The 22222-nt window shown below is 44.2% G+C and carries 34 protein-coding genes and 3 pseudogenes; 17 read left to right on the forward strand and 20 right to left on the reverse strand.

From position 1 onward, the window contains the following. Window positions 1-140: 140 nt before the first annotated feature. On the reverse strand, window positions 141-368 hold the full coding sequence (locus GL2_RS02305; protein WP_143729112.1) for a hypothetical protein: 228 nt from the start codon (window positions 366-368) through the stop codon (window positions 141-143). A 152-nt stretch (window positions 369-520) separates the two neighbouring features. Between GL2_RS02305 and GL2_RS02310 the strand changes: the two are divergent. After that, window positions 521-838 (forward strand): annotated as a pseudogene (locus GL2_RS02310) (transposase); the annotation flags it as partial. A 75-nt stretch (window positions 839-913) separates the two neighbouring features. Here the strand turns inward: GL2_RS02310 and GL2_RS02315 are convergent. Next, on the reverse strand, window positions 914-1696 hold the full coding sequence (locus tag GL2_RS02315) for an ABC transporter substrate-binding protein (protein WP_143729114.1): 783 nt from the start codon (window positions 1694-1696) through the stop codon (window positions 914-916). A 446-nt stretch (window positions 1697-2142) separates the two neighbouring features. On the opposite strand from GL2_RS02315, the pseudogene GL2_RS02320 reads away from it, so the two are divergent. After that, window positions 2143-2432 (forward strand): annotated as a pseudogene (locus GL2_RS02320) (transposase); the annotation flags it as partial. Between the two features lie 108 nt (window positions 2433-2540). Here the strand turns inward: GL2_RS02320 and GL2_RS02325 are convergent. From GL2_RS02325 to GL2_RS02355, 8 genes are all read right to left on the reverse strand, one after another. Further along, window positions 2541-2729, reverse strand: coding sequence for a hypothetical protein (locus GL2_RS02325; protein ID WP_143729115.1), 189 nt, complete (start codon window positions 2727-2729; stop codon window positions 2541-2543). Continuing rightward, entirely contained in the window at window positions 2729-2929 is a 201-nt protein-coding gene (locus GL2_RS21650) for a hypothetical protein (RefSeq protein ID WP_197736514.1), read from the reverse strand. The genes GL2_RS02325 and GL2_RS21650 overlap by 1 nt, the downstream gene beginning before the upstream one ends. Before the next feature lie 306 nt (window positions 2930-3235). Then, window positions 3236-4072 (reverse strand): hypothetical protein, encoded by an 837-nt coding sequence (locus GL2_RS02335; protein WP_143729116.1) that lies wholly within the window; start codon window positions 4070-4072, stop codon window positions 3236-3238. Window positions 4073-4685: 613 nt separating this feature from the next. Beyond that, complete coding sequence (locus tag GL2_RS21800; RefSeq protein ID WP_232053741.1) at window positions 4686-5117, reverse strand: hypothetical protein; 432 nt, start codon at window positions 5115-5117, stop codon at window positions 4686-4688. Window positions 5118-5169: 52 nt separating this feature from the next. Then, the gene (locus GL2_RS21380; protein WP_172621031.1) at window positions 5170-5415 is read right to left on the reverse strand and encodes a hypothetical protein; all 246 of its coding nucleotides are present in this window, start codon (window positions 5413-5415) and stop codon (window positions 5170-5172) included. A 26-nt stretch (window positions 5416-5441) separates the two neighbouring features. Beyond that, a complete protein-coding gene (locus tag GL2_RS21385; RefSeq protein ID WP_172621032.1) occupies window positions 5442-5864 on the reverse strand; it encodes a hypothetical protein in 423 nt (140 codons plus the stop codon). A 67-nt stretch (window positions 5865-5931) separates the two neighbouring features. Beyond that, window positions 5932-6144, reverse strand: a complete 213-nt coding sequence (locus GL2_RS02350; RefSeq protein WP_143729117.1) for a helix-turn-helix domain-containing protein — start codon at window positions 6142-6144, stop codon at window positions 5932-5934. Between the two features lie 136 nt (window positions 6145-6280). After that, a complete protein-coding gene (locus GL2_RS02355) occupies window positions 6281-6538 on the reverse strand; it encodes a YdaS family helix-turn-helix protein (RefSeq protein ID WP_143729118.1) in 258 nt (85 codons plus the stop codon). 96 nt (window positions 6539-6634) lie between these two features. On the opposite strand from GL2_RS02355, the gene GL2_RS02360 reads away from it, so the two are divergent. Together GL2_RS02360 and GL2_RS02365 are read left to right on the forward strand one after the other, a co-directional pair. Continuing rightward, complete coding sequence (locus tag GL2_RS02360) at window positions 6635-6805, forward strand: helix-turn-helix transcriptional regulator (protein WP_143729119.1); 171 nt, start codon at window positions 6635-6637, stop codon at window positions 6803-6805. A 129-nt stretch (window positions 6806-6934) separates the two neighbouring features. Continuing rightward, window positions 6935-7309 (forward strand): LexA family transcriptional regulator, encoded by a 375-nt coding sequence (locus GL2_RS02365; RefSeq protein WP_232053742.1) that lies wholly within the window; start codon window positions 6935-6937, stop codon window positions 7307-7309. Between the two features lie 45 nt (window positions 7310-7354). Here the strand turns inward: GL2_RS02365 and GL2_RS02370 are convergent, their stop codons facing one another. After that, the gene (locus GL2_RS02370) at window positions 7355-7819 is read right to left on the reverse strand and encodes a hypothetical protein (protein ID WP_143729121.1); all 465 of its coding nucleotides are present in this window, start codon (window positions 7817-7819) and stop codon (window positions 7355-7357) included. Between the two features lie 222 nt (window positions 7820-8041). Here GL2_RS02370 and GL2_RS02375 point away from each other — a divergent pair. The 7 genes and pseudogenes from GL2_RS02375 to GL2_RS02400 all read left to right on the forward strand — a co-directional run. Beyond that, window positions 8042-8287: pseudogene (locus GL2_RS02375) on the forward strand (DNA-binding response regulator); the annotation flags it as partial. Window positions 8288-8471: 184 nt separating this feature from the next. After that, window positions 8472-8774, forward strand: a complete 303-nt coding sequence (locus GL2_RS02380) for a hypothetical protein (RefSeq protein WP_143729122.1) — start codon at window positions 8472-8474, stop codon at window positions 8772-8774. Between the two features lie 168 nt (window positions 8775-8942). Further along, window positions 8943-9107, forward strand: a complete 165-nt coding sequence (locus tag GL2_RS21390) for a hypothetical protein (RefSeq protein WP_172621033.1) — start codon at window positions 8943-8945, stop codon at window positions 9105-9107. Continuing rightward, window positions 9104-9391 (forward strand): phage antirepressor KilAC domain-containing protein, encoded by a 288-nt coding sequence (locus tag GL2_RS02385; protein WP_143729123.1) that lies wholly within the window; start codon window positions 9104-9106, stop codon window positions 9389-9391. The genes GL2_RS21390 and GL2_RS02385 overlap by 4 nt, the downstream gene beginning before the upstream one ends. A gap of 89 nt (window positions 9392-9480) precedes the next feature. Then, window positions 9481-9708 carry a hypothetical protein gene (locus GL2_RS02390; RefSeq protein ID WP_020412063.1) on the forward strand — a complete coding sequence of 76 codons (228 nt, stop codon included), beginning with the start codon at window positions 9481-9483 and terminating at the stop codon, window positions 9706-9708. A gap of 18 nt (window positions 9709-9726) precedes the next feature. Beyond that, on the forward strand, window positions 9727-9972 hold the full coding sequence (locus tag GL2_RS02395; RefSeq protein ID WP_143729124.1) for a hypothetical protein: 246 nt from the start codon (window positions 9727-9729) through the stop codon (window positions 9970-9972). A 35-nt stretch (window positions 9973-10007) separates the two neighbouring features. Further along, entirely contained in the window at window positions 10008-11231 is a 1224-nt protein-coding gene (locus GL2_RS02400; protein WP_143729125.1) for a tyrosine-type recombinase/integrase, read from the forward strand. An 84-nt stretch (window positions 11232-11315) separates the two neighbouring features. Here GL2_RS02400 and GL2_RS02405 read toward each other — a convergent pair whose 3' ends face one another. The 4 genes from GL2_RS02405 to GL2_RS02420 form a co-directional block, all read right to left on the reverse strand. Continuing rightward, a complete protein-coding gene (locus GL2_RS02405) occupies window positions 11316-11939 on the reverse strand; it encodes a Type 1 glutamine amidotransferase-like domain-containing protein (RefSeq protein ID WP_143729126.1) in 624 nt (207 codons plus the stop codon). Between the two features lie 313 nt (window positions 11940-12252). Then, complete coding sequence (locus GL2_RS02410; RefSeq protein WP_143729127.1) at window positions 12253-14250, reverse strand: ATP-binding protein; 1998 nt, start codon at window positions 14248-14250, stop codon at window positions 12253-12255. A gap of 617 nt (window positions 14251-14867) precedes the next feature. Continuing rightward, window positions 14868-15257: a LexA family transcriptional regulator gene (locus tag GL2_RS02415; protein ID WP_143729128.1), complete on the reverse strand. Its 390-nt coding sequence runs from the start codon at window positions 15255-15257 to the stop codon at window positions 14868-14870. Between the two features lie 117 nt (window positions 15258-15374). Beyond that, the gene (locus GL2_RS02420) at window positions 15375-15584 is read right to left on the reverse strand and encodes a hypothetical protein (protein ID WP_143729129.1); all 210 of its coding nucleotides are present in this window, start codon (window positions 15582-15584) and stop codon (window positions 15375-15377) included. Between the two features lie 246 nt (window positions 15585-15830). Between GL2_RS02420 and GL2_RS02425 the strand changes: the two genes are divergently transcribed. From GL2_RS02425 to GL2_RS02435, 3 genes are all read left to right on the forward strand, one after another. Then, a complete protein-coding gene (locus GL2_RS02425; protein WP_143729130.1) occupies window positions 15831-16169 on the forward strand; it encodes a helix-turn-helix domain-containing protein in 339 nt (112 codons plus the stop codon). Between the two features lie 180 nt (window positions 16170-16349). Continuing rightward, window positions 16350-16814 (forward strand): hypothetical protein, encoded by a 465-nt coding sequence (locus GL2_RS02430; RefSeq protein WP_143729131.1) that lies wholly within the window; start codon window positions 16350-16352, stop codon window positions 16812-16814. Beyond that, window positions 16811-17116, forward strand: coding sequence for a hypothetical protein (locus GL2_RS02435; RefSeq protein ID WP_143729132.1), 306 nt, complete (start codon window positions 16811-16813; stop codon window positions 17114-17116). The genes GL2_RS02430 and GL2_RS02435 overlap by 4 nt, the downstream gene beginning before the upstream one ends. Window positions 17117-17180: 64 nt before the next feature. On the opposite strand, the gene GL2_RS02440 is transcribed toward GL2_RS02435, so the two are convergent. Both GL2_RS02440 and GL2_RS02445 read right to left on the reverse strand, forming a co-directional pair. After that, window positions 17181-17489: a hypothetical protein gene (locus GL2_RS02440; RefSeq protein WP_143729133.1), complete on the reverse strand. Its 309-nt coding sequence runs from the start codon at window positions 17487-17489 to the stop codon at window positions 17181-17183. Window positions 17490-17539: 50 nt separating this feature from the next. Further along, window positions 17540-18028: a DUF1524 domain-containing protein gene (locus tag GL2_RS02445; RefSeq protein ID WP_143729134.1), complete on the reverse strand. Its 489-nt coding sequence runs from the start codon at window positions 18026-18028 to the stop codon at window positions 17540-17542. A 61-nt stretch (window positions 18029-18089) separates the two neighbouring features. Between GL2_RS02445 and GL2_RS02450 the strand changes: the two genes are divergently transcribed. The 3 genes from GL2_RS02450 to GL2_RS02460 all read left to right on the forward strand — a co-directional run bounded on the left by GL2_RS02450 (window position 18090) and on the right by GL2_RS02460 (window position 20015). Next, window positions 18090-18773 (forward strand): hypothetical protein, encoded by a 684-nt coding sequence (locus GL2_RS02450; RefSeq protein WP_143729135.1) that lies wholly within the window; start codon window positions 18090-18092, stop codon window positions 18771-18773. A 54-nt stretch (window positions 18774-18827) separates the two neighbouring features. Then, entirely contained in the window at window positions 18828-19067 is a 240-nt protein-coding gene (locus GL2_RS02455) for a hypothetical protein (RefSeq protein WP_143729136.1), read from the forward strand. Between the two features lie 75 nt (window positions 19068-19142). Further along, window positions 19143-20015 carry a potassium channel family protein gene (locus GL2_RS02460; protein ID WP_143729137.1) on the forward strand — a complete coding sequence of 291 codons (873 nt, stop codon included), beginning with the start codon at window positions 19143-19145 and terminating at the stop codon, window positions 20013-20015. A 109-nt stretch (window positions 20016-20124) separates the two neighbouring features. On the opposite strand, the gene GL2_RS02465 is transcribed toward GL2_RS02460, so the two are convergent. The 3 genes from GL2_RS02465 to GL2_RS02475 all read right to left on the reverse strand — a co-directional run bounded on the left by GL2_RS02465 (window position 20125) and on the right by GL2_RS02475 (window position 22165). Then, on the reverse strand, window positions 20125-20400 hold the full coding sequence (locus GL2_RS02465; protein WP_143729138.1) for a DUF1488 family protein: 276 nt from the start codon (window positions 20398-20400) through the stop codon (window positions 20125-20127). 122 nt (window positions 20401-20522) lie between these two features. Next, complete coding sequence (locus tag GL2_RS02470; protein ID WP_143729139.1) at window positions 20523-20732, reverse strand: hypothetical protein; 210 nt, start codon at window positions 20730-20732, stop codon at window positions 20523-20525. Between the two features lie 92 nt (window positions 20733-20824). Next, window positions 20825-22165, reverse strand: a complete 1341-nt coding sequence (locus GL2_RS02475) for a hypothetical protein (RefSeq protein WP_143729140.1) — start codon at window positions 22163-22165, stop codon at window positions 20825-20827. Window positions 22166-22222 lie beyond the last annotated feature (57 nt).

The raw sequence follows: 22222 nt of genomic DNA on the forward strand, positions 1-22222 counted from the left end.
AGAGAGCAGCTAAGCCTCTAGCTGCTTCTATCTTTGTATAAAATTCCAAGTAGATAACTCAGAAAATAGAGTTATTACGCCGTCTATCTATGCAATATAGATACTTTTACAAAGATGCCAGCGCCCTAGTAGGTGTGTTTTCAGGTTTTGATAGCCTTCTTAGCACTTCGCTCCACGACATAGCCACCGTGGCCGATTTTTACTATCTCTAGAAGGGCGAGGGTTTGCTCCTTGCCAAGACTTGGCGCTATCCACTCCAGCCTGTGACCCACGATCAGTACTACGAACGTGAGCATTGTTAGTAGTTGCCAGTTTCTCTGTATCCATGAATCACCTGTAGCTTCCGTAGTGATTATCTGGGTGGCCAACTTGAGCTCTTCCAAGTCCATCGTAATTAGTTTAGCATCGACCTCCGCTTTAAGCCGGTTAGCTTCTGCCTTGTCAGGAAATACTGTAGTGGTCTACTAAATCCGGACACCAATTTAGATGGTAAAGTCGCCGCCTGAGACAGAAGTGTTCAATGAGTAAACAATGTCGATCTTTTTCTCCTGAATTCAAATTAGATGCTGCCCACCTGGTCGTCGATCCGGGCTATTCGATTTCGGAAGCGGCCCGGTCACTGGATGTCGGCACCACCAGCATCCGCCGATGGGTAAAGCAGCTTGAGGCTGAACGAGGCGGTGAGCCCCAGCCAGTAAAGCTCTCACATCCGAGTAACAGAAATTCTAGGAGCTTGGGGCCCGATTAATCGACTAGAGCGGGAGAAAAAGATACTAAAAAAGGCTACCGCTCTCTTGATGTCCGACGAGATGAATCGTACGTGCTAATAGCCCGATTAAGTATACTGGTTAACTTGTCACCGAGAAGATCCTCTACCGTACTCAGTCTTTTGAAACTCCAATAATACACACACTTACTGGCACACATTTGCCTTTTTTGGAACACCATACTCTTTCAGTAGCTTGGCGTACACGCCATTAGAGCAAAGAAGGGCCAATCCATTATTGAAATCATCTCTAGGTTTTTCTTCCTTAAATGCCATTTTAAACTTAGTAACCGGCAGAAATATCTTATGGATATTCACCTCATCCATTGAGTGACCCTCTATGATGGAAAAGTTCATAAATATGCTTTTATCGACAATAATTACAGAATCTGGGTTCTTCCAGAAATCTAGAACTTGATTCTTTGAATTTTGTGCCTCAACATAATTCTTTCTTCCTGGTGCTCCTGGGGAGAACAGACGTTTAAACTCCGGCCCTAGAACCAGATGCGCATTCTTCCAAACGATGAGATCGTGTCCAACAAGATCCTCCACTTTGTCAATTTTATAATCTTTCCCTTTATGACTGATCGCATAATTCACAAATCCAATATAATAGTTTGAGTAATAGTATTTATCAGGATCTTCATGCTTGATCGCATTTGCTTCTGCATTTGCAACCCCCTTATTCATAGCATCTGGAATATATCCCCACCCCATCTGTATGAAGGTTATTGAATAGCCAGGGAGGGATTTCAATATTACATCCACCTCAAGCCCGCGCTCCGCACGATTATCCACATAAGGTGGCGCATCTTTCTCTATCGCAACATTTAACTTCATCGAATCCGATGGCATCGCCGCAAAAGCCCGTAATGTATAGCCAAATAGAATAGCGAGCAGAAAAAGCTTCCTTAAGTTCTTATTTTGCATAACAATACTCAGTGATGACACGAAAAGTAGTGAATCTCTAGATAGTAGATTAGGCCATAGTACGGACCTTACATCGCCATGACACACTACCTGGCGTCAACTTTCATTATTAAACTCTATTAATGGTGATTAGGATGTCAACAATTGGGGAATTGGTGACACCTTAAAGGCTATTCAGGCGTGTAAAATTGATAGATAAACATTGCTCCGAGTATTTAATTTGTAGCTAGTGGTCAATACCAGCAAGAAGAATCACTACCGTACTTCGTTCATTGAATCTCCAACTAACATACTATTTTACGGACATACATTTGCCTTTTCTGATACACCATATTTCTTTAATAGATCAGCATACACTCCTGAAGAGCAAAGTCGTTCTGTAGTGGTCTACTAAACCCGGACACCAATTTAGGGGGTAAAGTCTCCGCCTGAGACAGAGGTGTTCAATGAGTAAACAACGTCGATCTTTTTCTCCTGAGTTCAAATTAGATGCTGCCCGTCTGGTCGTCGATCAGGGCTATTCGATTTCGGAAACGGCCCGGTCACTGGATGTCGGCACCACCGGCATCCGCCGATGGGTAAAGCAGCTTGAGGCTGAACGAGGCGGTGAGCCCCTGCCAGTAAAGTGCTCACATCGGAGCAACAGAAAACCCAGGAGCTTGAGGCCCGGATTAATCGACTAGAGCGGGAGAAAGAGAAACTAAAAAAGGCTACCGCTCTCTTGTGTTGTGGTCAAACCTAACCAGACACCTCTCTAAGCACATTTCTCAAATTCGATTGGAGCCGTCCACCCCAGCCAATGAAAGACGATCAGCCCCACGGATGTGAGCATTGTTACCGGCCGCTAGTTTCTTTGTAGCCATGATTCTCCCTTAGCTTCCGCAGTGATTACCTGGGTTGCCGCTTTCAGCTCCTCCAGGTCCATTGAGATTAACTTTGAATCTGCCTGTGCCTTTAGGCGATTGGCTTCTGTCTTATCCGGGAATGCCTTGTCTATGACCTTGCCGAGCAGGTTGGATATAGCTGAAATCATTAGTAGCTCCACACCGTAGGGCGCGCACGCTCGCCAGGAATTGACTCAAGGTCATCCAAGTGGATAAACCGCTTTTTGATTGGCCCTTTCTGCTTCACGCCTATACCGGTGAAACCCTCTTCTAAGGCAATTTTTATAAGCTGATGCGCCCCGCCAACAGCCACAGAGACATCAACAGCCTGCCCGGTGGTATGGGTCATGGTGGTATTTATTCTGGTGTTATGAGCTGGGCAGCGCTAACCGAAGCTAATCACCATTGGCTTGCCATAATACCCACGAACTCGAATTAGGCGCCTGATCGTTCCATTCTTGAAGTGATTTTTACCACAGCAACGGCAAGATAACTCTGCGTTTGTGAAATACTCATTATCGAACATGGAATCACCAGAAATGAAAAAACCCGCACAGGGCGGGTTAAAAGCGTCACGAAACAATCGTAACTATACAGCAATTTTATTTAGGGTTTAAACTAAAACAAATAAATACTTTTTAGCTCTTAATAAAAATTAAGGAACAGGTATAAAATCGTAAGCATCTTCAAGCAGGTGCCTCAGAGGTAAATCTGGCGTTGGAAATTCATTACCGTGCATATCTTTAGCTAAAATTCTTATGGAGTATTCATCCCCATCAGGCCCAGTAATTGTTGAAACCTCTAACATATATGGTTCAATAAATTTTGTTTCATCACCAAAGGGTGCATGAAAATACAGAACTTCCTCCCCTTTTCCAAGCCACAGAGAATCGATAGCAAAAGCCATCTCACCAAAGTTAGAATCAGGAATAGAGATTGGATTGCTCCTAAGTGATAACCTGAGTCGATCATCGTTGACTGTGAGCCATTCAACATCAACAATTTTGCTCGGAGTCACATCAACCAATTTCCCGGCGGCATGAAATAGTCTCCCCCCCAAATTATCAGATTGACCGCTTCCAATAAAGCTATCAGCTTCAGATACATAACCGTCAATGTTAATCATTTGATCATTTGGATTTTCAATATCAAAACCATGTACTTCAACATTAACTTGGCGGTACACCCAAGCATTACTGACCGACGCACGAGCCGCAGAACCCGGAAGCTGCTTGAAGTTTTTCACTAACAGATTTGATGCAGAAGGGAAATTAATTTCTAGCGAAGTAATTACAGGGGAGGAATCCTGGTCCGCTTGATCAATGGTCAACGTTGCGGAACTAGCCCCATTCAAATCAAGCCCCGGGTATTGTATGTCCGCACCTGATGAATGCAGATCTTGAAGTTCATACTTGAACGTTTTAGCTTGCGCGCCGAAGGCTAATAGGGCCACAGAAACAGCTATTGTTTTTACGGTATTTCTAAAAAACATAAAAATCCATTAATAAATATTGATTAACTACATTAGAGAAATGTGAAGCTTATAACACACCTAAAACCAAGTAAATCATACTACTTTTAATTTATCATCTTTTTCCGGTACGATCTTACCAAGTAAAAAAAATCAAAATTTCACGAGCAGAACCTTTCTCACTCATTGGATTTAATACAAATATTACACATAAAAACCTAGCACCTGATCACACTTTGCGGAATAGCCACTCAAAAAGATATAGATATAGATATAGATATAGATATAGATATAGATATAGATATAGATATAGATATAGATATAGATATAGATATAGATATAAGTGTGGTTTAGACCTGCAAAAATTTATCAATGGCAGTAAAGCTTATTAACATCTAGGCACAAAAAAACCGGCTTTAAGCCGCCCTCTGTACTCCTGCACAACCTCAGAAACAGACCCTAAAGCTCTTGCGGGTAAAGGGTCCAAACGCCGCTGCAAGCACTTCCAAATCTTCACCCACTCCCTATCCCAACGTTTTTTGTCACACCCTAAAATTGTCCGCGCATGGCCCAGTTCTATTAATCGGCTATTTACATCGCGCAGTGCACACGCACCAATACAAAATAACGCCAGTTAGCTAACCTTATCCCTCGGGTGCGGCTCCTCCCACTTGTCGAATTCAGACATCAGATACTGCAGTAGCGCCGCCCGCTCTTTAAATCTTTTTGCCGGTGGCGCATAGGCAGCCATGCCCCAGCAGTAAGCCAACGAGTCATTCACTCGCAGCTTGGCGACTACATCTTGGATTAACCCCTTTTCACAGGCATCCATGATGCGGTTGCCGCGGTCCTTAGCTCCGGGAGTTTCTTTCGCAATTACTGTTGGGGCTGCAACCCGGCAAATAACTTGGTTGGCCCTGCCTTGCACTTCTCCGCAAATTACAACCTTTCGCCCTCTCCCAGCTGAGGAAACCGTACTTCTGCCGCCCATGGCTTCATAATCAAATGCAGCTGTGGAGCTATCAAAGGCGTCGTGCCATGCTTGTCTAGCACTTTCGAATTTCATGTCATGCCCCCCAAGCAATTTTCAAGCAACCAAAAACCAACCACACACCCCGTCACGCTGCCTTCGGCATGCTCTCGTAATAATCCTGAAATCGCCTTTCGGCCGCATACAAATTGTCGCGGTGATAGGTGCCCAGGTAATTTATATGACCCTGGTTTATCCAGAATTGGGTAACTAACGTATTCGCGAACACAACCTCCACGAGGTGAGCGTACTTGGTGCGGAATACGGCCAGCGGGCTGCTGGGGTTGGTGGTGGAAATCCTTGCTATGGCTTCTGGGATGGTGACTGTGCACATGGTGAGCTCTCCTTGGTGATTGGGTTTTACCAGTTGGTATCCGTTGCGATTTCGACTGCGCTGAGACTTCGTGTTCGCTGTTGCCCTGACGCCCGGGGTTGAGGTGCGAAGTACTTCTCGCGTTTTAGCCAGTTGCGCCAGGTAGCGAGCCAATCGAGTTTTACGCCCCGCTGGCCGGATTGGGATATCCAGTAATCACGGAAGCTTTCGGCAATGTCGTGGATTCGGTGGATCAGGTCTGGGCGGAGGCGTTGGGCTTCGATGCGGAATTTGTCCGTGAGAACCCAGTTTCCAGGCAAGCGAGTGCCGCGTTTGGGGTTGGCGCGACTTGGAACTGTGCCTCTCTCTACTGGCTTCTTATTGGTTCTTACTGGTTCTATAGAGAAGGACGTGTTGTCATTTTCACCGGTTGGGTGCACAGATTTCACCGGTTCGTGTTTTATTTTCACCGGTGAAATCATTGCACCGGTTTACGTGTAAAAAGAGGTCATAATTGGTCCTGCGCTCGTTGGGTTTTTAGGCACTCAGGTAGCCCAATTCTTCCAGCTCTTCGATGGCATTAATCACCGAGCGCTTTGTGCATTGCGCGACGTCGGCCAGGTAAGAGTTACCCGGATCACACTGCCCCGTGTCACTGTTATGGCAATCGGCCAACGCAATCAAAACCAGTTTTGCTGTTGGTGTTCTGGTCCTGCGTTTAATGGCCCATGCCGCAGCTTCAAAGCTCACTACGCACCTCCTGTATAAATTTCCATATAGCGCACCGGATTACCGCCCTACTCCTCAAACAGCAGAATCATCATGTCGCAACAGAGGGATTTGAAAATGATTGATCTTCAGGTTTTACCAGCAAACTTATGCCTAGTTAGTTTGCTTGCTGGATTTCAATACTTACTTGGTCGTCCAAAGGACCAAATACATCAGGGCGCAGGCGAGCACGGGTAACAACCCGCTGGGTAGCTAGCTCGATTTTTTTACAGAGTTTTGGAGGTATCGCCTTCGCCCCGCTACGCATTTGGGAGACAAAAGCTGGTGAAACTACAATAGCCCGCGCCAGTTCGGCTGATGACCCCAACACCCTCACAGCTTCATCAAGTACTGAGTTGTTCCTTTTCTGGGTCATCTCGGCCCCTCCTTGCCACCAATAGCCCGAGTATTAACTTTCGGCTACCCAAAATTAATAGCCGCTAATTAATTAACTTGTAGCTAATATGTCTTCATGAAACATCCTGACTTTGCAAAGCGGTTTAAACAGGCAGTCGCTCATGCTGGCGTGGAAGACACGCAAGAAGCATTAGCGCGCCTGTTTGATGTAAGTACCGTAACTATTTGGAGCTACCGCAACGGCGAAAAGCTGCCACACATGAACACCGCCACACGGATTGCATAAACTCTCGAAGTATCTGTAGATTGGCTGCTTACCGGTGCCGGCAGTGGACCTGGTGAGCTAGGCGTCAAGGAGGGAAGCAATGTTACGCAAGGACCACGAATCCAAGGAAGAATCCCACTGATTAGCTGGGTGCAGGCGGGAGCATTTTGTGAAGCCGTAGACCTACTAGAGCCTGGGGAAGCCGAAGCTTGGTTACCCTGCCCCGCTGCTCACTCAGACCGGGCTTACGCATTACGAGTGAATGGTGATAGCATGACTAGCCCCTACCCAGGCCAGCGCTCTTATCCAGAAGGGACAATCATTTTTGTCGACCCTGATAAACCTCTGACCAATGGCTGCCGAGTTATCGCCAAAATAAATGGTGAGGTCACCTTCAAAAGCTATGCAGAAGACATGGGCCATATTTATCTACGCCCCATCAACCCAACCTATTCCCCGATGGAAGTTACAGGCAAGGATATATCGTTTTGCGGTGTAATCATTGGCTCCTATACCCCTGAGTAAGACACAAAAAAGCCCGCCTAAGCGGGCCTTTTTGAACACTGGGAATCACATCAGTATTTTTTTAACCATCTCAACCTCGATAACGCCGCGAGAAACACAATTCAAAGTGAGATCCTGAGCTGGTTCCTCCGGCAAGTATTCGCCCTGAATATTTGAACGAACAATCACAGCTTTATCATCAACAACCACGTTAAAAGCTACTTCGATCTTGGTGTAATTATCCTCTAAAAAATCTATTCCCTTGTTTGCACCACAATTGGCCTGCTCCGGCGTGAGCTTCCAGTTTTTTGGGGATGTAGAGATATAACCAGCTTCTAGATCAGCAGACCGTATCTGAAACCCATCCAACAACAATGCCTGCTTCACCTTACTCAACACCTCTTGCTTACTAGAGAAGTGCTCCAAGGCAAAGTATTCACTAATTATTGCTGGCGCTTCATTCATTACAGTACAACCTTCAAGGCCAGCCACCAGCAGAACTCCTACTACTGCATGTCTTAGTTTTTTCATTCTTATCCTCCGTGATAAGCGCGCACTGAGCATATCAAGGAGAGCAGCTTTTAAAAATATTAACTTACGGCTATTGATCGAACGGTTAGCTTTCGGCTACTGTGATTATCAACCAAGGACAGGGCATCAAAATGCACACAGCACGTAATCTAAGGTCATTAGCGCCAAGCTGAAGCATTAACTCACCGCGCCCGTGGGCTTTCCAACAAAGAGACCGCCGAAGCTATGCGGTGCTCTGTAGCCAATGTCACCAACTTGCTGGCGGAATGCTTTTACAAGCTGCATGCCCGTAACAGCACTGAAGCGGTGGCCAAAGCGGTAGAGCATGGATTAATTCAGTTCGCCCTAATCGCTTCAGTTCTCAGCGGTATTGGTGCGGATGCACAGGAGCAATTACGCACCCGCATCCAACACCGCCCCACTATTCGAACACTCCGCACCCGCAATAACCGCGAGGGCATCGTATGACCGCCACAGTCTATGTACTCCCAACAACTCAAACTCAACGCGGTATCAAACGCCCAAATAGTTGTACCGGGCCAATCGTTGCCGCAAATCATAAAGGCCGCAACACGGTATCAGCGCAGCCAAAACCTGCTTTGGCTCGACCTACACAGGGTGATGGCTGGCCTCCGTTTGGAGGTGATGCGGCATGAGTAATTTCAGCCCAAAACAGAGCGTGGAAACCCTACTTACCATAGCCAACGGCTACTCCGGCGCTAGCGCAATTGCTGCACAGGTATTGCTTTCGGCCTGGAATAGCAATGATTTCACGGTCCCCGTTGCCGAACTTGCTCTACTGGATGGGGATAACTATCAGCACGCGCTCAACGTAATTACCCTTCGCTATCAAGGTAAAGAACCCCAAAACGTCATTGCGCATGGCGAGAAAAAGTTTCGCAGTCTTTGTGTCGAATGGTCTCACCTTGAAACCCAAAGGAAGGGAGCAGCGTGAATCAGGCCCAGCAGCTCCCAAGAATACGCTGCCCTCTCTGTGGAAAACTCGCAGAGCCAGTATTTAACGGGAAGCTGTTATTACGCGGCTGGGCTTGCCAGCTCTGCAAGTACTGGGAGCCGGCAATAGGCCGGGAAAGAAAGTTCAAGAAAGTGGTAGGCACAGGCCATGAATGAATTCTCCCAGCTGTTACAAATCACCCAAGACCTGATGGCCACGGTAGAAACCCAGCAGTTACAAATAGACGGCATGCGCGAGCAGATAGCCGCGCTCTCTGAAGCTATCCAAGGTCAGCCCCCAAAACAAACTGTGGATAACCAGGAGGCAGCGTGAAAAAGGAAAAACTATTCACAATCACTCAAGCCGCCCGAACGCTGGAAATGGGTAGGAATAACCTGTTGAAACTGCTGCGCAATAATGACCTTTTGCACAGCCGTGAACCTATGCGTAACTCACCCACAAAGACCGAGGTAAAACAGGGGCTGTTAGTTGCAGAAAACGCTGAATACAACCGCGGCCCAGTTAAGGTCCCATACATTAATACCAAGGTTACATCCAAAGGCATGGTATGGATTCGGGACTTAATCGAAAAAGGAACCATCCCCCGGGCCAGCTAAAGATTTAACCGCGCCCCGGCGCATTCAGCCAGAGGTAACCATCCTTGGGCTGCCGGTACGGAGCCCCTTTTTTTAAATGGGAGAATCCAATGAAAAGGTATGCACTATTTTGCGGCAGTTATAACTTACTAATGGGTGGTGCTAAAGATTTCCGGCAATCAGCAGAAACCCTAAAAGAAGCGAAGGAAAAAGCAGAGCAAATTGCCAAAGAAAAACGCTTCAAATACTGGGTACAAATCTTCGATAAAGAAACCGATACATTCACCAGCTATAGCATTGTTAATGGTGAACTAAAGGAACGAGCTTTACCTGAATAAGCCACGGAGGGCTGCCCTGTGGGTAAGCTAGTTAAAGGCACTACCTGGGCCAGAGAGCAATTTGAATTAGGCTCTCGCCCTGGTAGGGACAAAATCATTGAATGGATCACTGCCGAACATATCCCCGGCCAAATCATCGCCGGGGAACCCTATGTCGATGCCGACAAATTCGCCATACGCGATCACACCGGCAAAAGCCCAGCTCAGAATACCGCCATCAACGATGGCCAGCCTAAAAGCGGGCTAGACCTGCTGGCAGGCTAAGAACAACACCAACAAAGCTGCAGTCGAGCAAGGAAATGGCCAGACCCAGAAAGCCCCGCATGTGGGGCGACACTCTACTACCCGATAATCTCTACCCGGACCCACGGGGACGAGAGAACTATTGGCGCTACCGCCGCCCAGACCTTAGAGATAAAGTGTTCACAGCCTCGCTTGAAGACGCCATAAGAATGGCCGAGCAAGCCAATGCTCAACGCGGCAAGCAAGTAGTAAGAAAACCGATCAAGGTTCCAGATAGAGCAAGCTTTGCCTATCACGCCATAGGCTATATAGAATGGCGAGTGGAGAATGACCCGCGTTTATCCAACAAAGCCAGCTGGCGCAACCGCTGTAACGCCCTAAAGCGGTTTGGCGAAGCTTTCGAGGCTATCCCCATACACAAAGCCAAACTGGCTGATTTACGCAAATGGTGGGAATCCCTTACCTACCATCAACAGCACGCACGCCGTGCAGAGCTTAATAAATTTTTTAATTACTTAATGGCAGAGGGTTTATGCAAACTCGATAGCAACCCCTTTACCACCGCAGATGACCGCCCTCGCCTACTGGAAAAAGGGAAGCCCACCAAGAAACGACAACGCCTCTCCCTTGAGGCCTACTGGGCTATCTATGAGAAAGCTGACGAGCTTGGTTATGAAGCACTTCAATTGGCCATGGGTATCAGTATGATCCTACCCATCAAAAACGGACACACCACTAAGCGCCGCGCTGATATCTGCGAGCTGCGTTTTGATAAGCATCTTCAGGGCAATCATCTACGTAAAACAATTAACAAGTCCGAAGCCCAACGAGATAGCCTCGCAGCCAGCCACTTAAGCTTTAACCTGACGACACATCAGCAGCTAGGCAAACTTATTAGCCGGGCAAGAGAACTGAGCATTAGAAACTTTCGCTGCCCCTACCTACTGAGCCATATACCTAAGCAACGCCGGACGGGAAAAATTAAAGAGCATATTTGCCAGGTAATCCCCGACCGACTTAGCGATATGTTCACTGAAGTCCGCAACGCTACTGGCCTATATATCAGCCTACCCAAGAACCAAACTCCACCCAGTTTCCACGAAGTTCGAAGCCTCGCCTCTGACCGGTTTAAACGGATGGGATATAACGTGAAGGATGTACAACACCTAATGGCCCATACTGACGAGCGCGTTACCCAAGCCTACCAAGCTGGGCATGGAATCGATTACGAAGAAATTGCTATTTACCTGGATGAGCAGGCAATCGGTCGAGAGTTTTAAAAAAGGGCTAGAAAAGCCCTTTTAACAATTTCGGTACTCACTCAGCTCAAGGTATCAACCCAAGTTAGTACGAGCAGAGCGAACTTACTCACCTTCTACGGTTAGAAGCTCAGCACTGCCATCAACAACAGCAATCACCTGGTTATTACTGCAAGGATAGAGATTTATCTCATTGGAAAAGCTAGAGAGAATATGCTCAGCGGCATCCTTAAAAGGTTGATTTCCGTAGTGAGGTAATGGGTAGAAATCCACAAGGTTCAGCCCTTCATAAGACTCTAAACCCTTTACAGCATCGGCATTATCCATCTCCTGGATATACGCAATATTCGGTGAAAGTATGACAGAACCTGCCGACTCACCAATATACGTTTTACCGGATTTTACCTGCTCCAGTAGGATTTTATCTGCCCCACTCCGTCTGAGCTCTTGAAGCAGAAAAAACGTATTGCCGCCAGTCACATAAATGTATTCATTGTTCTTAAGTTTATTTTCAATCTCACTGATCGAGGCTGTGGATATATCCAAGTTATCCACAGCAAGGCCCAACCTTTCGAAGGCCTGCCTTGCATCATTAACATAAAAATCAATCTCTTCTGGAATACTTGCAGTTGGAATAAATGTAACTGTCTTCCCTTCAAGACCTTCCTCATACCTTCCAATTAAATCAGCAACCTCAGCGAGGTATGAGGTCAAAAACAGTTTGGTCATGTGTTTTAATCCCTTAACGTATAAATCTAATCAACTGTCCTTTGAGGAGAGCTGTAAAATCTTGTCGGAACTCAATAGAGGTAGAGCAACATATATTAAACTATCAGATTATCGCTATCCACTGCACTATGCACTTAGACAACATACAAGGAAGATTAAAGATCGTATCTAACAGATAGGTTTCGATCGAAAAATTGGTATATTTACCGAAGCACGTAAAACTATCAGCTTATATATCAACCTCTCATAAAACACCCTACTATTACAAGGTAGATAACTTTGCTTCAGACACACCAAATAATTATTCAACAAACTAAACTATACCGAGCTTATGGAAAAATACTCGACTTCTCATTGAAGCATCCTTTAAAACCTTATCCCAGCCAATGACTTCAATATATAAATTTAAATTTTCATGCCACTTAAAGTAACCCAACCTATCTGGCATAGGTTTAAAATCCTTCTCTTCCTCTAGCCAGGACCTAACTTTTTTTGCCATATCACAAACAACAAATCCATAAAATGGGGTATTCTCAGAAATCATAATTTCTCTACCCTGAGGAGTTCTAAAATCACCGGAACGAAGTCGCCTTACGTATCGCACGACTTGTTGAACGGGATCCTCACGAGAAGATGGATTCACAAAATCATCACGCTGAGGCTTTTTAAACTCAAATATTGTGACCGGGTTTGTCGCTTCGTTTTCACCCCGAAAAACAACTCTCTGATCGTACGCAAGAAGGTCTGGTCTATCTTGTCTTCCCTTCAGGGGTAAATCTGAAGAAAGGTACTCAGTAAAATTTAGCCTTTCATCTATCAGCCAAAGATTATGTTCTTCAAATAGAATTGAATCTGTGTCACCCCTCCTTGGAAAGATAATATCGTGAACCATACCTTCAGAAGAATAGCTACCATCATCTTCAAGCTGCAAACTTCTTTCAAACAGATCAATAACACTGCGCCTAAGAGCAACATAATGAGCAAGATCATTTTTAGCGGATCCAGAAATCTTTCTCACCATGTCAGATGCTTTTTCTTTAAGGTCTGCAGGCTCACCTTTTTCCAAAATACTATTTACCTCAGCTCTGACCTGAATCTCTAGCTCATACTTTTTCTTTTGCAGTTTAGTTTCTATTTGTTCATCACTTGCATTATATGGCATATCAGTCAAATCAACTTCATTTAACACACTCATATGCCAAGGAGCTTTTTCCTGCACGTATTTATTTACTTTGGTTTTCTTTTTTTCATATCTAGCCTGAACCTCTGAGTTCACAGCTAACCGGGCTAACTCCGATGATTTTGTTTCAATATCAACCTGAGATATACCATAAATTGTATCGCTTTCTTTTTGAAATTCAAAACCACCACGTTCCAGAGATACATTCTTATCTAAGTATTCACTAAAAACGTATACCTTGAGGATAAAATTCTTTTCCACCAGCTCTTCGCCAGTAATCTTCCTATCAAAAAATTCATCAATAAACTCTGGAATATACTTATGTAGAGAAACACTTGTGACTTCTCTTCTATGCGCCACCAGACTAACTTTACTTGTTTGCCCTCTAGGCGAATAAAACTTAAACACCCTTGCTATAAAACACTCTTCTTTATTGTTACCTTTGATATTAAAGTTGCCACTCGCCTCCTTTATTTCATGTATTTTCCCTTGAGCTTCTACATACTCATTAAGGATAATCACTTCTGACTCATCTTCTTCTCGAAGTACAATTTTTGGTGGGCATTTATCTTCACTAACGAAAAATGGCAACAACCGCTCAACCAAAATCCTTGCTATAGTTTGCAGCTTTTTCTCTGGAAATTTTTTTCTTTTGAAATTTACAAGTTTTATCTTGCTCCCTGTGTTATTTCGTTTAGATTTCTTAACTTTTTCATTTACAATTATTTCATACTCTTTCCCCATCTCGAAAAATCTATCGATCAGCTCCCCATCTTTATAGAATGTGCTTTCCACTTCCACATTTTCAAAATACTTCAAGCAAGTAAATCGACCAAACCCCTTTCCTCCCTCCATTATTTTATGAGCCGAGTAAAAAGTATCAAAAGAGTCACGATTTTTATTAGTAAAACCTATACCATTATCAACAATTTCAAATCCCTCTATTTCTGATACTGAATCAACTAGGTCAGCCTGACAATCTCGCTTTACCGTAATATCTATGATGCCATTACTTATTTTTTTTGATTCAACTGCTTGAATCGCATTGACTACGACTTCCACAATGGGTGTATAAACACTAGTCCCCGCACGAATATTATCTATGGCTCTTTTTATATTGACGTTACTCATGATAATCCTTTATCTATAGCGCTGGCTGTGCCTAGAAGTTAAGCTTGGAGAAGTATCTTTATATCACCTTACTCAACATCCTCAAGCTCCAAAATGGAAATAATCTAAGTAAGTCATTTAGCCGTTTTTAATTAGCACAAAGGTACTTCTTGAGTAAAGTTAGTCTTCTCAAAACCAAAGTTTTTACTGCTTTCATCTCTTCTGATCGTAATTTAAAAGCCAATAGACCAGAGCTTTTTAGAGGTAGACCAAGTTACTTTTGACCTAGTTTTAAGGGCGCAGAGGGAAGCTCTAAGAAGAATCAAGCCTAGCAATCTGCCTAGAGTAAAGAGGCAACAGAAATAGAATCTTGATAGATAGGAATTTTAGACGAAAAAAAAGAGCCTAAAAGGCCCTTTTTTTCATCCCCGCAAGTTTGTGTGCGGGTTTATGTACAGTTTATGTACACTTTACAGAAGTCAATTTCTCTTCTTCTACAACCCCTTGATAAGCAAGGGAAATTTGGTGGAGCTAAGCGGGATCGAACCGCTGACCTCAACACTGCCAGCATTCACCATACACAAATGTAACCCATTGATTTTAATCAGAAAATATATTGTTTTGCACTGCAAGCTATCTCACTTTTGGCGGTGATAGCGCACTGATGCCTTGACGACTCCCTCCACAATCAGCTCCTGCCCCTCCCAGACTGGTATAGGCCGATACCGGCCATTCGCAGATAGCAGCCGTCCTCGCTTGAGATCCAGGATCTTGCAGGTTAATTGGCCATCCAGGGCCACCACAACCACATCGCCATGGGCAGGGGTCAACGAGCGATCGACTATCAACAGATCCTTATCGAAGATGCCCAGCCCCATCATAGAATCCCCATTCGCCCGCGCCATAAACGTTGCCGCAGGCTTGGTGATCAGGTGCTCATCCAGGCTTAGGGCCGCCTCCTTGTGGTCATCAGCGGGTGAAGGGAAGCCACAGGAAACGCCGTGGCCAAAGAGTGGGGAAAGCTCCATACTGGGATACCTAAATACTGTATATATATACAGTTTATTGCTACAGGCAGCCAATAGACAAGGGGAATGAGTGACTATGAGGCCGGCACCACTCACGGCACCGGCTCTGCAAAGCAGTCAGGCTGCCTCTTCAATTGCAGGTCCTCCCCCTGGGTTCTTTTGCTCATAAGCGAAGATAACGCCTTGAAGCACCTGCCCTACCTCCTCGCCAATAAGCTGCAGCAAGGCTTTACGGGCCGGCTGATTCGGACAATCCGCAACCCACTCCAGGCCGGCACATAGATTGTTGATGTGGTGAAGTTGTTGTATATGAGCAGTCATTGGCATGGTCCACCTCCTGTAGGAACTACAAAACCCTCACAGCTACAAAAGAACTAAGTAGCAGCGGCTTGTCACCGTTGAGTCCATTCAGTGCTTTATTCGGGCCTTTGGCGACAAACATCCCAAAGCTACTAGCTAAATCACAGTTCTTAAATAGATATTCTGGATTATTTCTAATTTAGCAATGCAAAATGCTGCAGGATTTCTAAAATCGAAATTTATGGGATTACGTGAGGATACGGCAGATAGTTGATGTTTGAGCCAGGCACACTGGGCAAGCGCCTGCGCGAAGCAAGGAAACGGGAAAGGATGACGGGGGCACAGCTGAGCCAAAAGCTGGGGCTTACACCCTCGCAGATTTCGAAAATGGAAACAGGGGCTCAGCGCATTCCAGCAGAGCTGTTGCCGATATGGTGCGAGGCGGTGGGTATCACTCTAGCAGATGTGTACGGAGTGGAACTAAGGCACCACTTTGCACAGATTCCATTCCCACCATTGATAGCACGATTCTACACACAGCTGCCCCCAACGTTTCAGCTCTTAATCCATCGCACTATCGAAAATGCGTACCAATTATGGAAGAAGCTCTGATAAATACCAAATAAAGCTTTGGGTTTCTACTGGTAGATTTGATCGCCAGAAGGATAGTGATTAGACTCTCCGGCTAATGGACTTTCATCTTGCTTGACTCTTACCTTTACTGAGGGCGTACGCAGATCGCACACTAAGACCTAAGGAGTCAAGGAAGCGCCTAATATTTTTGAGGGAAACATGGAGCAGTTTCGAATCATTCAAGACATAAGAGAGTATGTTAAGAGCCTCGAAGGCTTCTTTGCACGTCCAACAATGAGGGGAGAACATCCCACCTTATACATGGACGATAAGCAGGGAAAAACCTATAACAACATACGAGAAAAAGACTACCTATTTTCTCAGTGCAAACAGTGGGTATTACCTCACCCACAGATGGGACTATCATTTTCTGCGCGCTGGCAACACCTAAAAGATAAGTACAAGCTGAAGAAAAAGTGGTCCGATGGAAATCCCGTCGATGTTTATTGGGTTATTGAAAACTGCCATGTCCCCAAAGGCTTAAAGTTTGTCATAGACGAGAAAGACCGAGAACACGCCTTTCTCACTGTAGATGAAAAAATGACTGCCACGCAATTAAGAACAAAACTGATGGAGTTGGCAGATAGAATGTCTGTCATAAGGGAGGTGCAAGACGCTTTATGATTGAATATCGATTTGAGAAAGAAAAAGAAATAGCCCTGCACTACGCGAATGAGTTTGATAGTCCAGATATTGTTAACATTCTCCATAAAGGGAAAGTGGCTAGCTCAGAAGAAGCAACCAGTCTCACAAAGTTTTACTGGAAAATGGTTGACGCTCTAGTGGAGGACTCAAAAAACTCTGCAGAAATATGTGGAGAGGCCAACTTGCAAGAGTGGAGTGAATATCTGATGGGAACTTTCAGGTCCTATTTAAAAGCAAATGGCTATAGCGCAGAGTGGGATAAGGCATCAGATTCCGAATAACCGCACAGCTCAATATAAGCAGCTACCAGCAAAGTGGTAGCTGCGAATGCAGATTACCAAAACATTAAAGAAACCAACGATCGTAAAGGGTTGTATGACAACGAGCAGCCACACAGCCAAAGACCCAAATTACGCTACCAAAAATTCCTGCGAATATCCAAAAGCCTAACGCCTCCCAAGACCATCCAGCCTGATTTGTTACTTTAATAGCCTCAGGAAGGACACTCTTAATCGCCCACCCAAAGTAAGCCGCAACCAAAAAGCAGATTACACCAATCAACACTGCCCACTTACTAGACAAACTTGAGAGCGACTTTCTTTCTATATTTTTTCTTTTTTTCCACCAACCAATGAACGAACTTACAGCATACATTGCTTTGCCCCTTTATTTTGCATTGGAGTATGGGACCTTACCTCAACTGATCACATCAGCCCATACTTCTCAGCAATGATCTGAAACTGCTGGGTATAAATAGTGCGAGCCGGCAGGTAAGGGGGCAACCATTCACCGGGGCCTTTATCGCCCCTGCTTTCGTTGTGACCATCATCCACCAGCCACAGACTGGCCGGGTCTTCGGCGAAGGTGCGGCGTTGTTCCCGCGTCCAATTGGCACCGCCGTGCTTATGAGCCCATGAAAGTGGGACGATATGTTCAACATCCAGATCCGAGGCCTTCTGGAAAAACTGGCCGGTATAGGGGTCCATCCATAAGCCGGACACCACGGTGCAGGCTTTTTCATTGCTAAAGGTCACTGGGGCCAGGGAGAGGCGAATCAATAGCTCCTGGCGAGTGTTCTGGCAATCTCCATCGGCATCAGACCAACGGGGGAGCCACTGTTGACGGTCGTAGGTCTCAGGTTCGTCGCAGCCGTTTAGTGCTGCTGCCAGGATGAATAAAGTTAGTAAACGCATATAAACTTTAGATATCAAAATGGTATTATGTCCCCCAATTATCAATAAAAGGAAGCAAACCATGAAAAAGAAGGATTTCTTTTTTGGAGACATTTATACACGAAAGGATGTTTCAAGGTTAGATTTGCACGAAGCAAGCCGTATCGCTCAAAATGTATCAGCACATTTTTTTACCGCTCAACTAAATAGATTATTAGCCGATTCTAATGGCCAAGTATCATTTTATGATGGAACATCACACCCGAGCTTCTGGAAATTTATTGAAAAAATTGTAGTAGATGAAGTTGGTTTCATTGAAATTTACTCCCGGCAAGATATCAACCAAAGTGTTAAAGCTACACTAGCTTGCGATCTTATTTTACTAAACGGAATTATATCAATAACTACACACTGGTGCGCCTATAAAGAAATCCGAGCAGATGAAATCATATCTACATTATTAATTCCTTTGCATTTACAGGGACTTCAAGAAAAGACATATATTCGCTGGGATAGCGGGGAAACAGACCGACTATTAGAGCGTGACTATTACAATGATGAACTAAGAAAAGTATTCAGACTTGCAAAATATCCTGCGGCTATGACTTCGGACTACTCTGACGATTTAGCCGAGAGGTATGAGCTATCACTAAGGTGTGCAACGGATGTAGGACAACAAGACCCGTCATCTGAATCAATAGATCCGTGGAACGCTTACCAAGAGCTTCTCAAGAAAAAGAGAATGGAGTTGAGAGAACCCTCATAACCTTGTACATAGCAATTCATCGGGCGGTCTCTCTTTTCCCCCCAGCTTGCTCGCTTGGGGAGGAAAGATGCCGGCTTTGAGCCGCCTACCCCGGCGGAGATTAGCCTGCCCGGATTAACCGGTACCCAGACGGCGGCGCTACTCGGCTATATGTCTAACCCCCAAGTGCGCAAGCTAACCAGCAGCGAGAAAAATATCTCCTATGCAATGTGGCGGCTGTTATGTATCTATAGCGGCAGTATCAAGGCCGACACGCGAGCAACTTATAAACCGGCAGCTCAAGAACCTAGATAAGATATTCAGTTATTTAAGATCCTATAACAGTAACTGAATCATAAACATATAGAATTTTGATCAATAAGGATATTTATGGCTAAAGAATTTAAAAAGAAAATAAAAGAATGGTATACCTCAGCGTTAAAGGCTGATCCTAAGTTCTTTCTCTATGCCTATTTAGCAAATATCATAACCTTTACGCTAATTTATTGGCTCTTTAATCTTATCGATCACGCTAGCTCCAGCTCCCACTCTGAGGAAATAGGGCTCTTCGAAAGCTTCTACTTTAGCGTTGTTACGGCAACAACCCTTGGTTACGGCGACATAAAGCCTACTGACTGGATAGGGCAACTTTCCACAATTGTTGAGGTTCTATTTAGCATAGTAATTTTTGGGATATTTCTTAACTCACTCTCTGAAAGAAGAACAAGAAACCTAGAACTCTTTCAGCGAGAAATTTTAGTAGAACAATTACTAAGAAGTTATGATGACCTCAGATCCAACCTTGCCAGCATTTGTGTTTATGCTACTAAGGGAGAAGGTGATGGTGAATGGCGACTGACTACCTCCCCTACAACAGAAAATATGCGCAACTACTTCTACGACAATAAAGATGAGAAACTAAAAAAACTTTGTGTGGAACTTGAAAATGATAAGGAGCTGCGCAACCATATCAAATGGTACTTTTTAAACTTCACCAATGACGTGGAGTTTAGAACTGCAAATATCTCTATTACTGATAGTAAAGCAGATAAATTTTTTGCCCTAATGAGACAAAGAGCAAATATTATAAAATTTAGAGATGAAAATGACAGATTCCTTATCCCCTTAATCAAGGTTCTGGTAGAGGATATATTGACTAATAAAGGGGGTTTTGATGGCTGGCGCGACAAAGATCTTTATATTGAAAACATCAAGAAACTTCACCCTCAATCTGGAAAAACATTGGAGCTTCACCCAGCATAAGCAAGCCCATTTTATATACTGGCCGGGATAAAATCCCGGCTTATCAGCAAGAAATCATTATCGCCGCAATCAATCCGTACATACTGAGTGAAAAGGCGAACAACTGAAACTAAAAGAGATTAATTGTTTTCCCTTCTAACAAATAAACTCCTTCACCATCAAAAGCTCCCGCAGCTATTACAGCTTCAGCACGCTTCAGTACGAAATCCCTATTTAATTCGAAGTTTTCCCTCGCTTTTTCAAAGCTATCCTCTGTCTGAAAGTGATCATTAAGTGCTTCACGAGTGATGGAAAACCTCCAGATTTTCTCTTTTTTAGGGTTTATAAGAGAAAAAAGAATGAGACCTTTTGATTCTTCATCTCTGATTTCAACCATTTCGTACATAAAAAGTCCTTCTCAAACTGATTAAATCTTAAAAATTAACGCACGCCTGAAGTAAGTATGATCACGCAAGCCATTATTCAACCCAAAAGTCACACCGATACGTTGTAATTACCGCCAGCTAACTACCCACTCGGTATAGCCATAGCCGCAATTGAGCTATGCACAGCCAGGCGGTTGGCCACTTCGACAATGCAATCAGACACCAGGCCCGCTACATGGTCGGCGACGTTTACCGCTTCGCCGCCATCCGTCTGTAGGGATTTGGTGGTGACATAGACGCTTTGCACCAAACCTTCAACGCCCTCACTTTTATTTTCGCTTATTACTACCATCCTATGTAGGAGGATAGCCTAACCACTGCATCCTCATCGCGCAAAAATTGGGGTGGGGGGATCACTATAATCAGTGGAACCACCGAGTACTTTTAATTTTTTATAACTCGACTTCCGTAAGAGGGCCCGCCAGATCTGTAGGTATCATTGTAAAAATCAGCGATTACAGGGTAAGACTCTCCTTCCGTGCCGGATAACACAACTTCAATGCCATAGTAATTAAAATGATTTATAACCCACCCGTATAAATCGCCTTTTATTACTGTATCTCCACTAATCATTATTTTGTTTCTGTCCGGGTTGGCTATCCCCGCAAAAAGCCCCTTTCCTGATAAAGCATTGACATTAAGATTTATGATATTGAAATCAGAGTAGTTAGTCCAAAAAATTGAATGCGTATCTCCAGGAAATACTTTATTCAAAGTATTTATACGGGCATCCAAGATATCGACATTTGAATAAGAACCATCGACGCAGAAATAATAGCAGCTAATGCTTGTATTTTTTAGTATCACCGAGGAGTTGAGTGTTCTTACAGTTTGCTTGCCTTCGCTCTCAATATTGGAGTAATAGAAACCAATATTCTGTGAATCACGGATATTTAGAGCTCTAGAAACCTGGTGAGCTGTGCCTGTTGCCGAGGGGTCTTCCGGGTGAATACGATAGACGTGTAAATTTTGAATATTGATATTAAAAAAATCAATGTTCTTAGAGTCTAATATTTCAACAGCACCACTTTGTGTATTGGAATCAATGAGTGGAAGATCGCCTACAATGCTTGCCATACCGTTGACAGCAGCAAATGAAATATTCTGCTTGCCCTCTATTTTGAATGCTTTATATGCCCCTGGCTGCAAACAAATTTGGTATCCATTATTATCAGGGCTTGCTGTATTTATGGCTTCAACAAGAGCGGAGCTATCGCTAACAACGATATCGCAGCCCATTTCTGTATCCTTGCCTATAATTCTAGCGACCTGCGAAGAAACAACATAATCATGTTTAATTTCTTTGTTATGATAGAAATCAATTTTTTTACAAGTATCTTCAACTGTAGTAGTGACAACCTCTTGAGTTTTTGCATTGCTTAGCCGATAACTTGTTGAGAAGCAGTCTCCGTTTTCACTCAAAATTTTCCAATCAGTCAGGCTTTGCTTGGTAAGTGAACTTTGCTTTGAGATTTGACCGGTATTGTAGCTACTCCAATTGAGTGGAGTAGTGTCACCCCCTTCTTTAGAAAAATCCACAATCTTACAAGGATTTTCTAATTCTATCGCACGAACAATACCTGAAATTTTATTCTTTACATAGTATACAGTTGGCTTACATGTTTCCTTCTCAATTTGATAAGCACTCACAACATCATAGTCTGAAGGAACTTCTGCAGCCACTGATAATGGAACCAGCATTACCAATAAAAATCTTTTTAACATTATTGATGTTTCCTTAAAATATTTTTTTCATTTCCCGCATTCAGCTTTGTAGCGCAT

The organism is Microbulbifer sp. GL-2, from assembly GCF_007183175.1.
Lineage (GTDB): Bacteria > Pseudomonadota > Gammaproteobacteria > Pseudomonadales > Cellvibrionaceae > Microbulbifer.

Bases quoted from the DNA above. Each gene is read 5' to 3' on its own strand.
- GL2_RS02435 (WP_143729132.1), top strand. From the start codon at position 16,811: ATGATTGAATATCGATTTGAGAAAGAAAAAGAAATAGCCCTGCACTAC.
- GL2_RS02465 (WP_143729138.1), bottom strand. From the start codon at position 20,400: ATGTACGAAATGGTTGAAATCAGAGATGAAGAATCAAAAGGTCTCATT.
- GL2_RS02355 (WP_143729118.1), bottom strand. From the start codon at position 6,538: ATGACCCAGAAAAGGAACAACTCAGTACTTGATGAAGCTGTGAGGGTG.
- GL2_RS02360 (WP_143729119.1), top strand. From the start codon at position 6,635: ATGAAACATCCTGACTTTGCAAAGCGGTTTAAACAGGCAGTCGCTCAT.
- GL2_RS02470 (WP_143729139.1), bottom strand. From the start codon at position 20,732: ATGGTAGTAATAAGCGAAAATAAAAGTGAGGGCGTTGAAGGTTTGGTG.
- GL2_RS21800 (WP_232053741.1), bottom strand. From the start codon at position 5,117: ATGAAATTCGAAAGTGCTAGACAAGCATGGCACGACGCCTTTGATAGC.
- GL2_RS02410 (WP_143729127.1), bottom strand. From the start codon at position 14,250: ATGAGTAACGTCAATATAAAAAGAGCCATAGATAATATTCGTGCGGGG.
- GL2_RS21650 (WP_197736514.1), bottom strand. From the start codon at position 2,929: ATGACCCATACCACCGGGCAGGCTGTTGATGTCTCTGTGGCTGTTGGC.
- GL2_RS02415 (WP_143729128.1), bottom strand. From the start codon at position 15,257: ATGGAGCTTTCCCCACTCTTTGGCCACGGCGTTTCCTGTGGCTTCCCT.
- GL2_RS02425 (WP_143729130.1), top strand. From the start codon at position 15,831: ATGTTTGAGCCAGGCACACTGGGCAAGCGCCTGCGCGAAGCAAGGAAA.
- GL2_RS21390 (WP_172621033.1), top strand. From the start codon at position 8,943: ATGAATGAATTCTCCCAGCTGTTACAAATCACCCAAGACCTGATGGCC.
- GL2_RS02325 (WP_143729115.1), bottom strand. From the start codon at position 2,729: ATGATTTCAGCTATATCCAACCTGCTCGGCAAGGTCATAGACAAGGCA.
- GL2_RS02370 (WP_143729121.1), bottom strand. From the start codon at position 7,819: ATGAAAAAACTAAGACATGCAGTAGTAGGAGTTCTGCTGGTGGCTGGC.
- GL2_RS02405 (WP_143729126.1), bottom strand. From the start codon at position 11,939: ATGACCAAACTGTTTTTGACCTCATACCTCGCTGAGGTTGCTGATTTA.
- GL2_RS21380 (WP_172621031.1), bottom strand. From the start codon at position 5,415: ATGTGCACAGTCACCATCCCAGAAGCCATAGCAAGGATTTCCACCACC.
- GL2_RS02475 (WP_143729140.1), bottom strand. From the start codon at position 22,165: ATGTTAAAAAGATTTTTATTGGTAATGCTGGTTCCATTATCAGTGGCT.
- GL2_RS02335 (WP_143729116.1), bottom strand. From the start codon at position 4,072: ATGTTTTTTAGAAATACCGTAAAAACAATAGCTGTTTCTGTGGCCCTA.
- GL2_RS02390 (WP_020412063.1), top strand. From the start codon at position 9,481: ATGAAAAGGTATGCACTATTTTGCGGCAGTTATAACTTACTAATGGGT.
- GL2_RS02460 (WP_143729137.1), top strand. From the start codon at position 19,143: ATGGCTAAAGAATTTAAAAAGAAAATAAAAGAATGGTATACCTCAGCG.
- GL2_RS02445 (WP_143729134.1), bottom strand. From the start codon at position 18,028: ATGCGTTTACTAACTTTATTCATCCTGGCAGCAGCACTAAACGGCTGC.
- GL2_RS02430 (WP_143729131.1), top strand. From the start codon at position 16,350: ATGGAGCAGTTTCGAATCATTCAAGACATAAGAGAGTATGTTAAGAGC.
- GL2_RS02420 (WP_143729129.1), bottom strand. From the start codon at position 15,584: ATGCCAATGACTGCTCATATACAACAACTTCACCACATCAACAATCTA.
- GL2_RS02380 (WP_143729122.1), top strand. From the start codon at position 8,472: ATGAGTAATTTCAGCCCAAAACAGAGCGTGGAAACCCTACTTACCATA.
- GL2_RS02450 (WP_143729135.1), top strand. From the start codon at position 18,090: ATGAAAAAGAAGGATTTCTTTTTTGGAGACATTTATACACGAAAGGAT.
- GL2_RS02440 (WP_143729133.1), bottom strand. From the start codon at position 17,489: ATGTATGCTGTAAGTTCGTTCATTGGTTGGTGGAAAAAAAGAAAAAAT.
- GL2_RS02400 (WP_143729125.1), top strand. From the start codon at position 10,008: ATGGCCAGACCCAGAAAGCCCCGCATGTGGGGCGACACTCTACTACCC.
- GL2_RS02315 (WP_143729114.1), bottom strand. From the start codon at position 1,696: ATGCAAAATAAGAACTTAAGGAAGCTTTTTCTGCTCGCTATTCTATTT.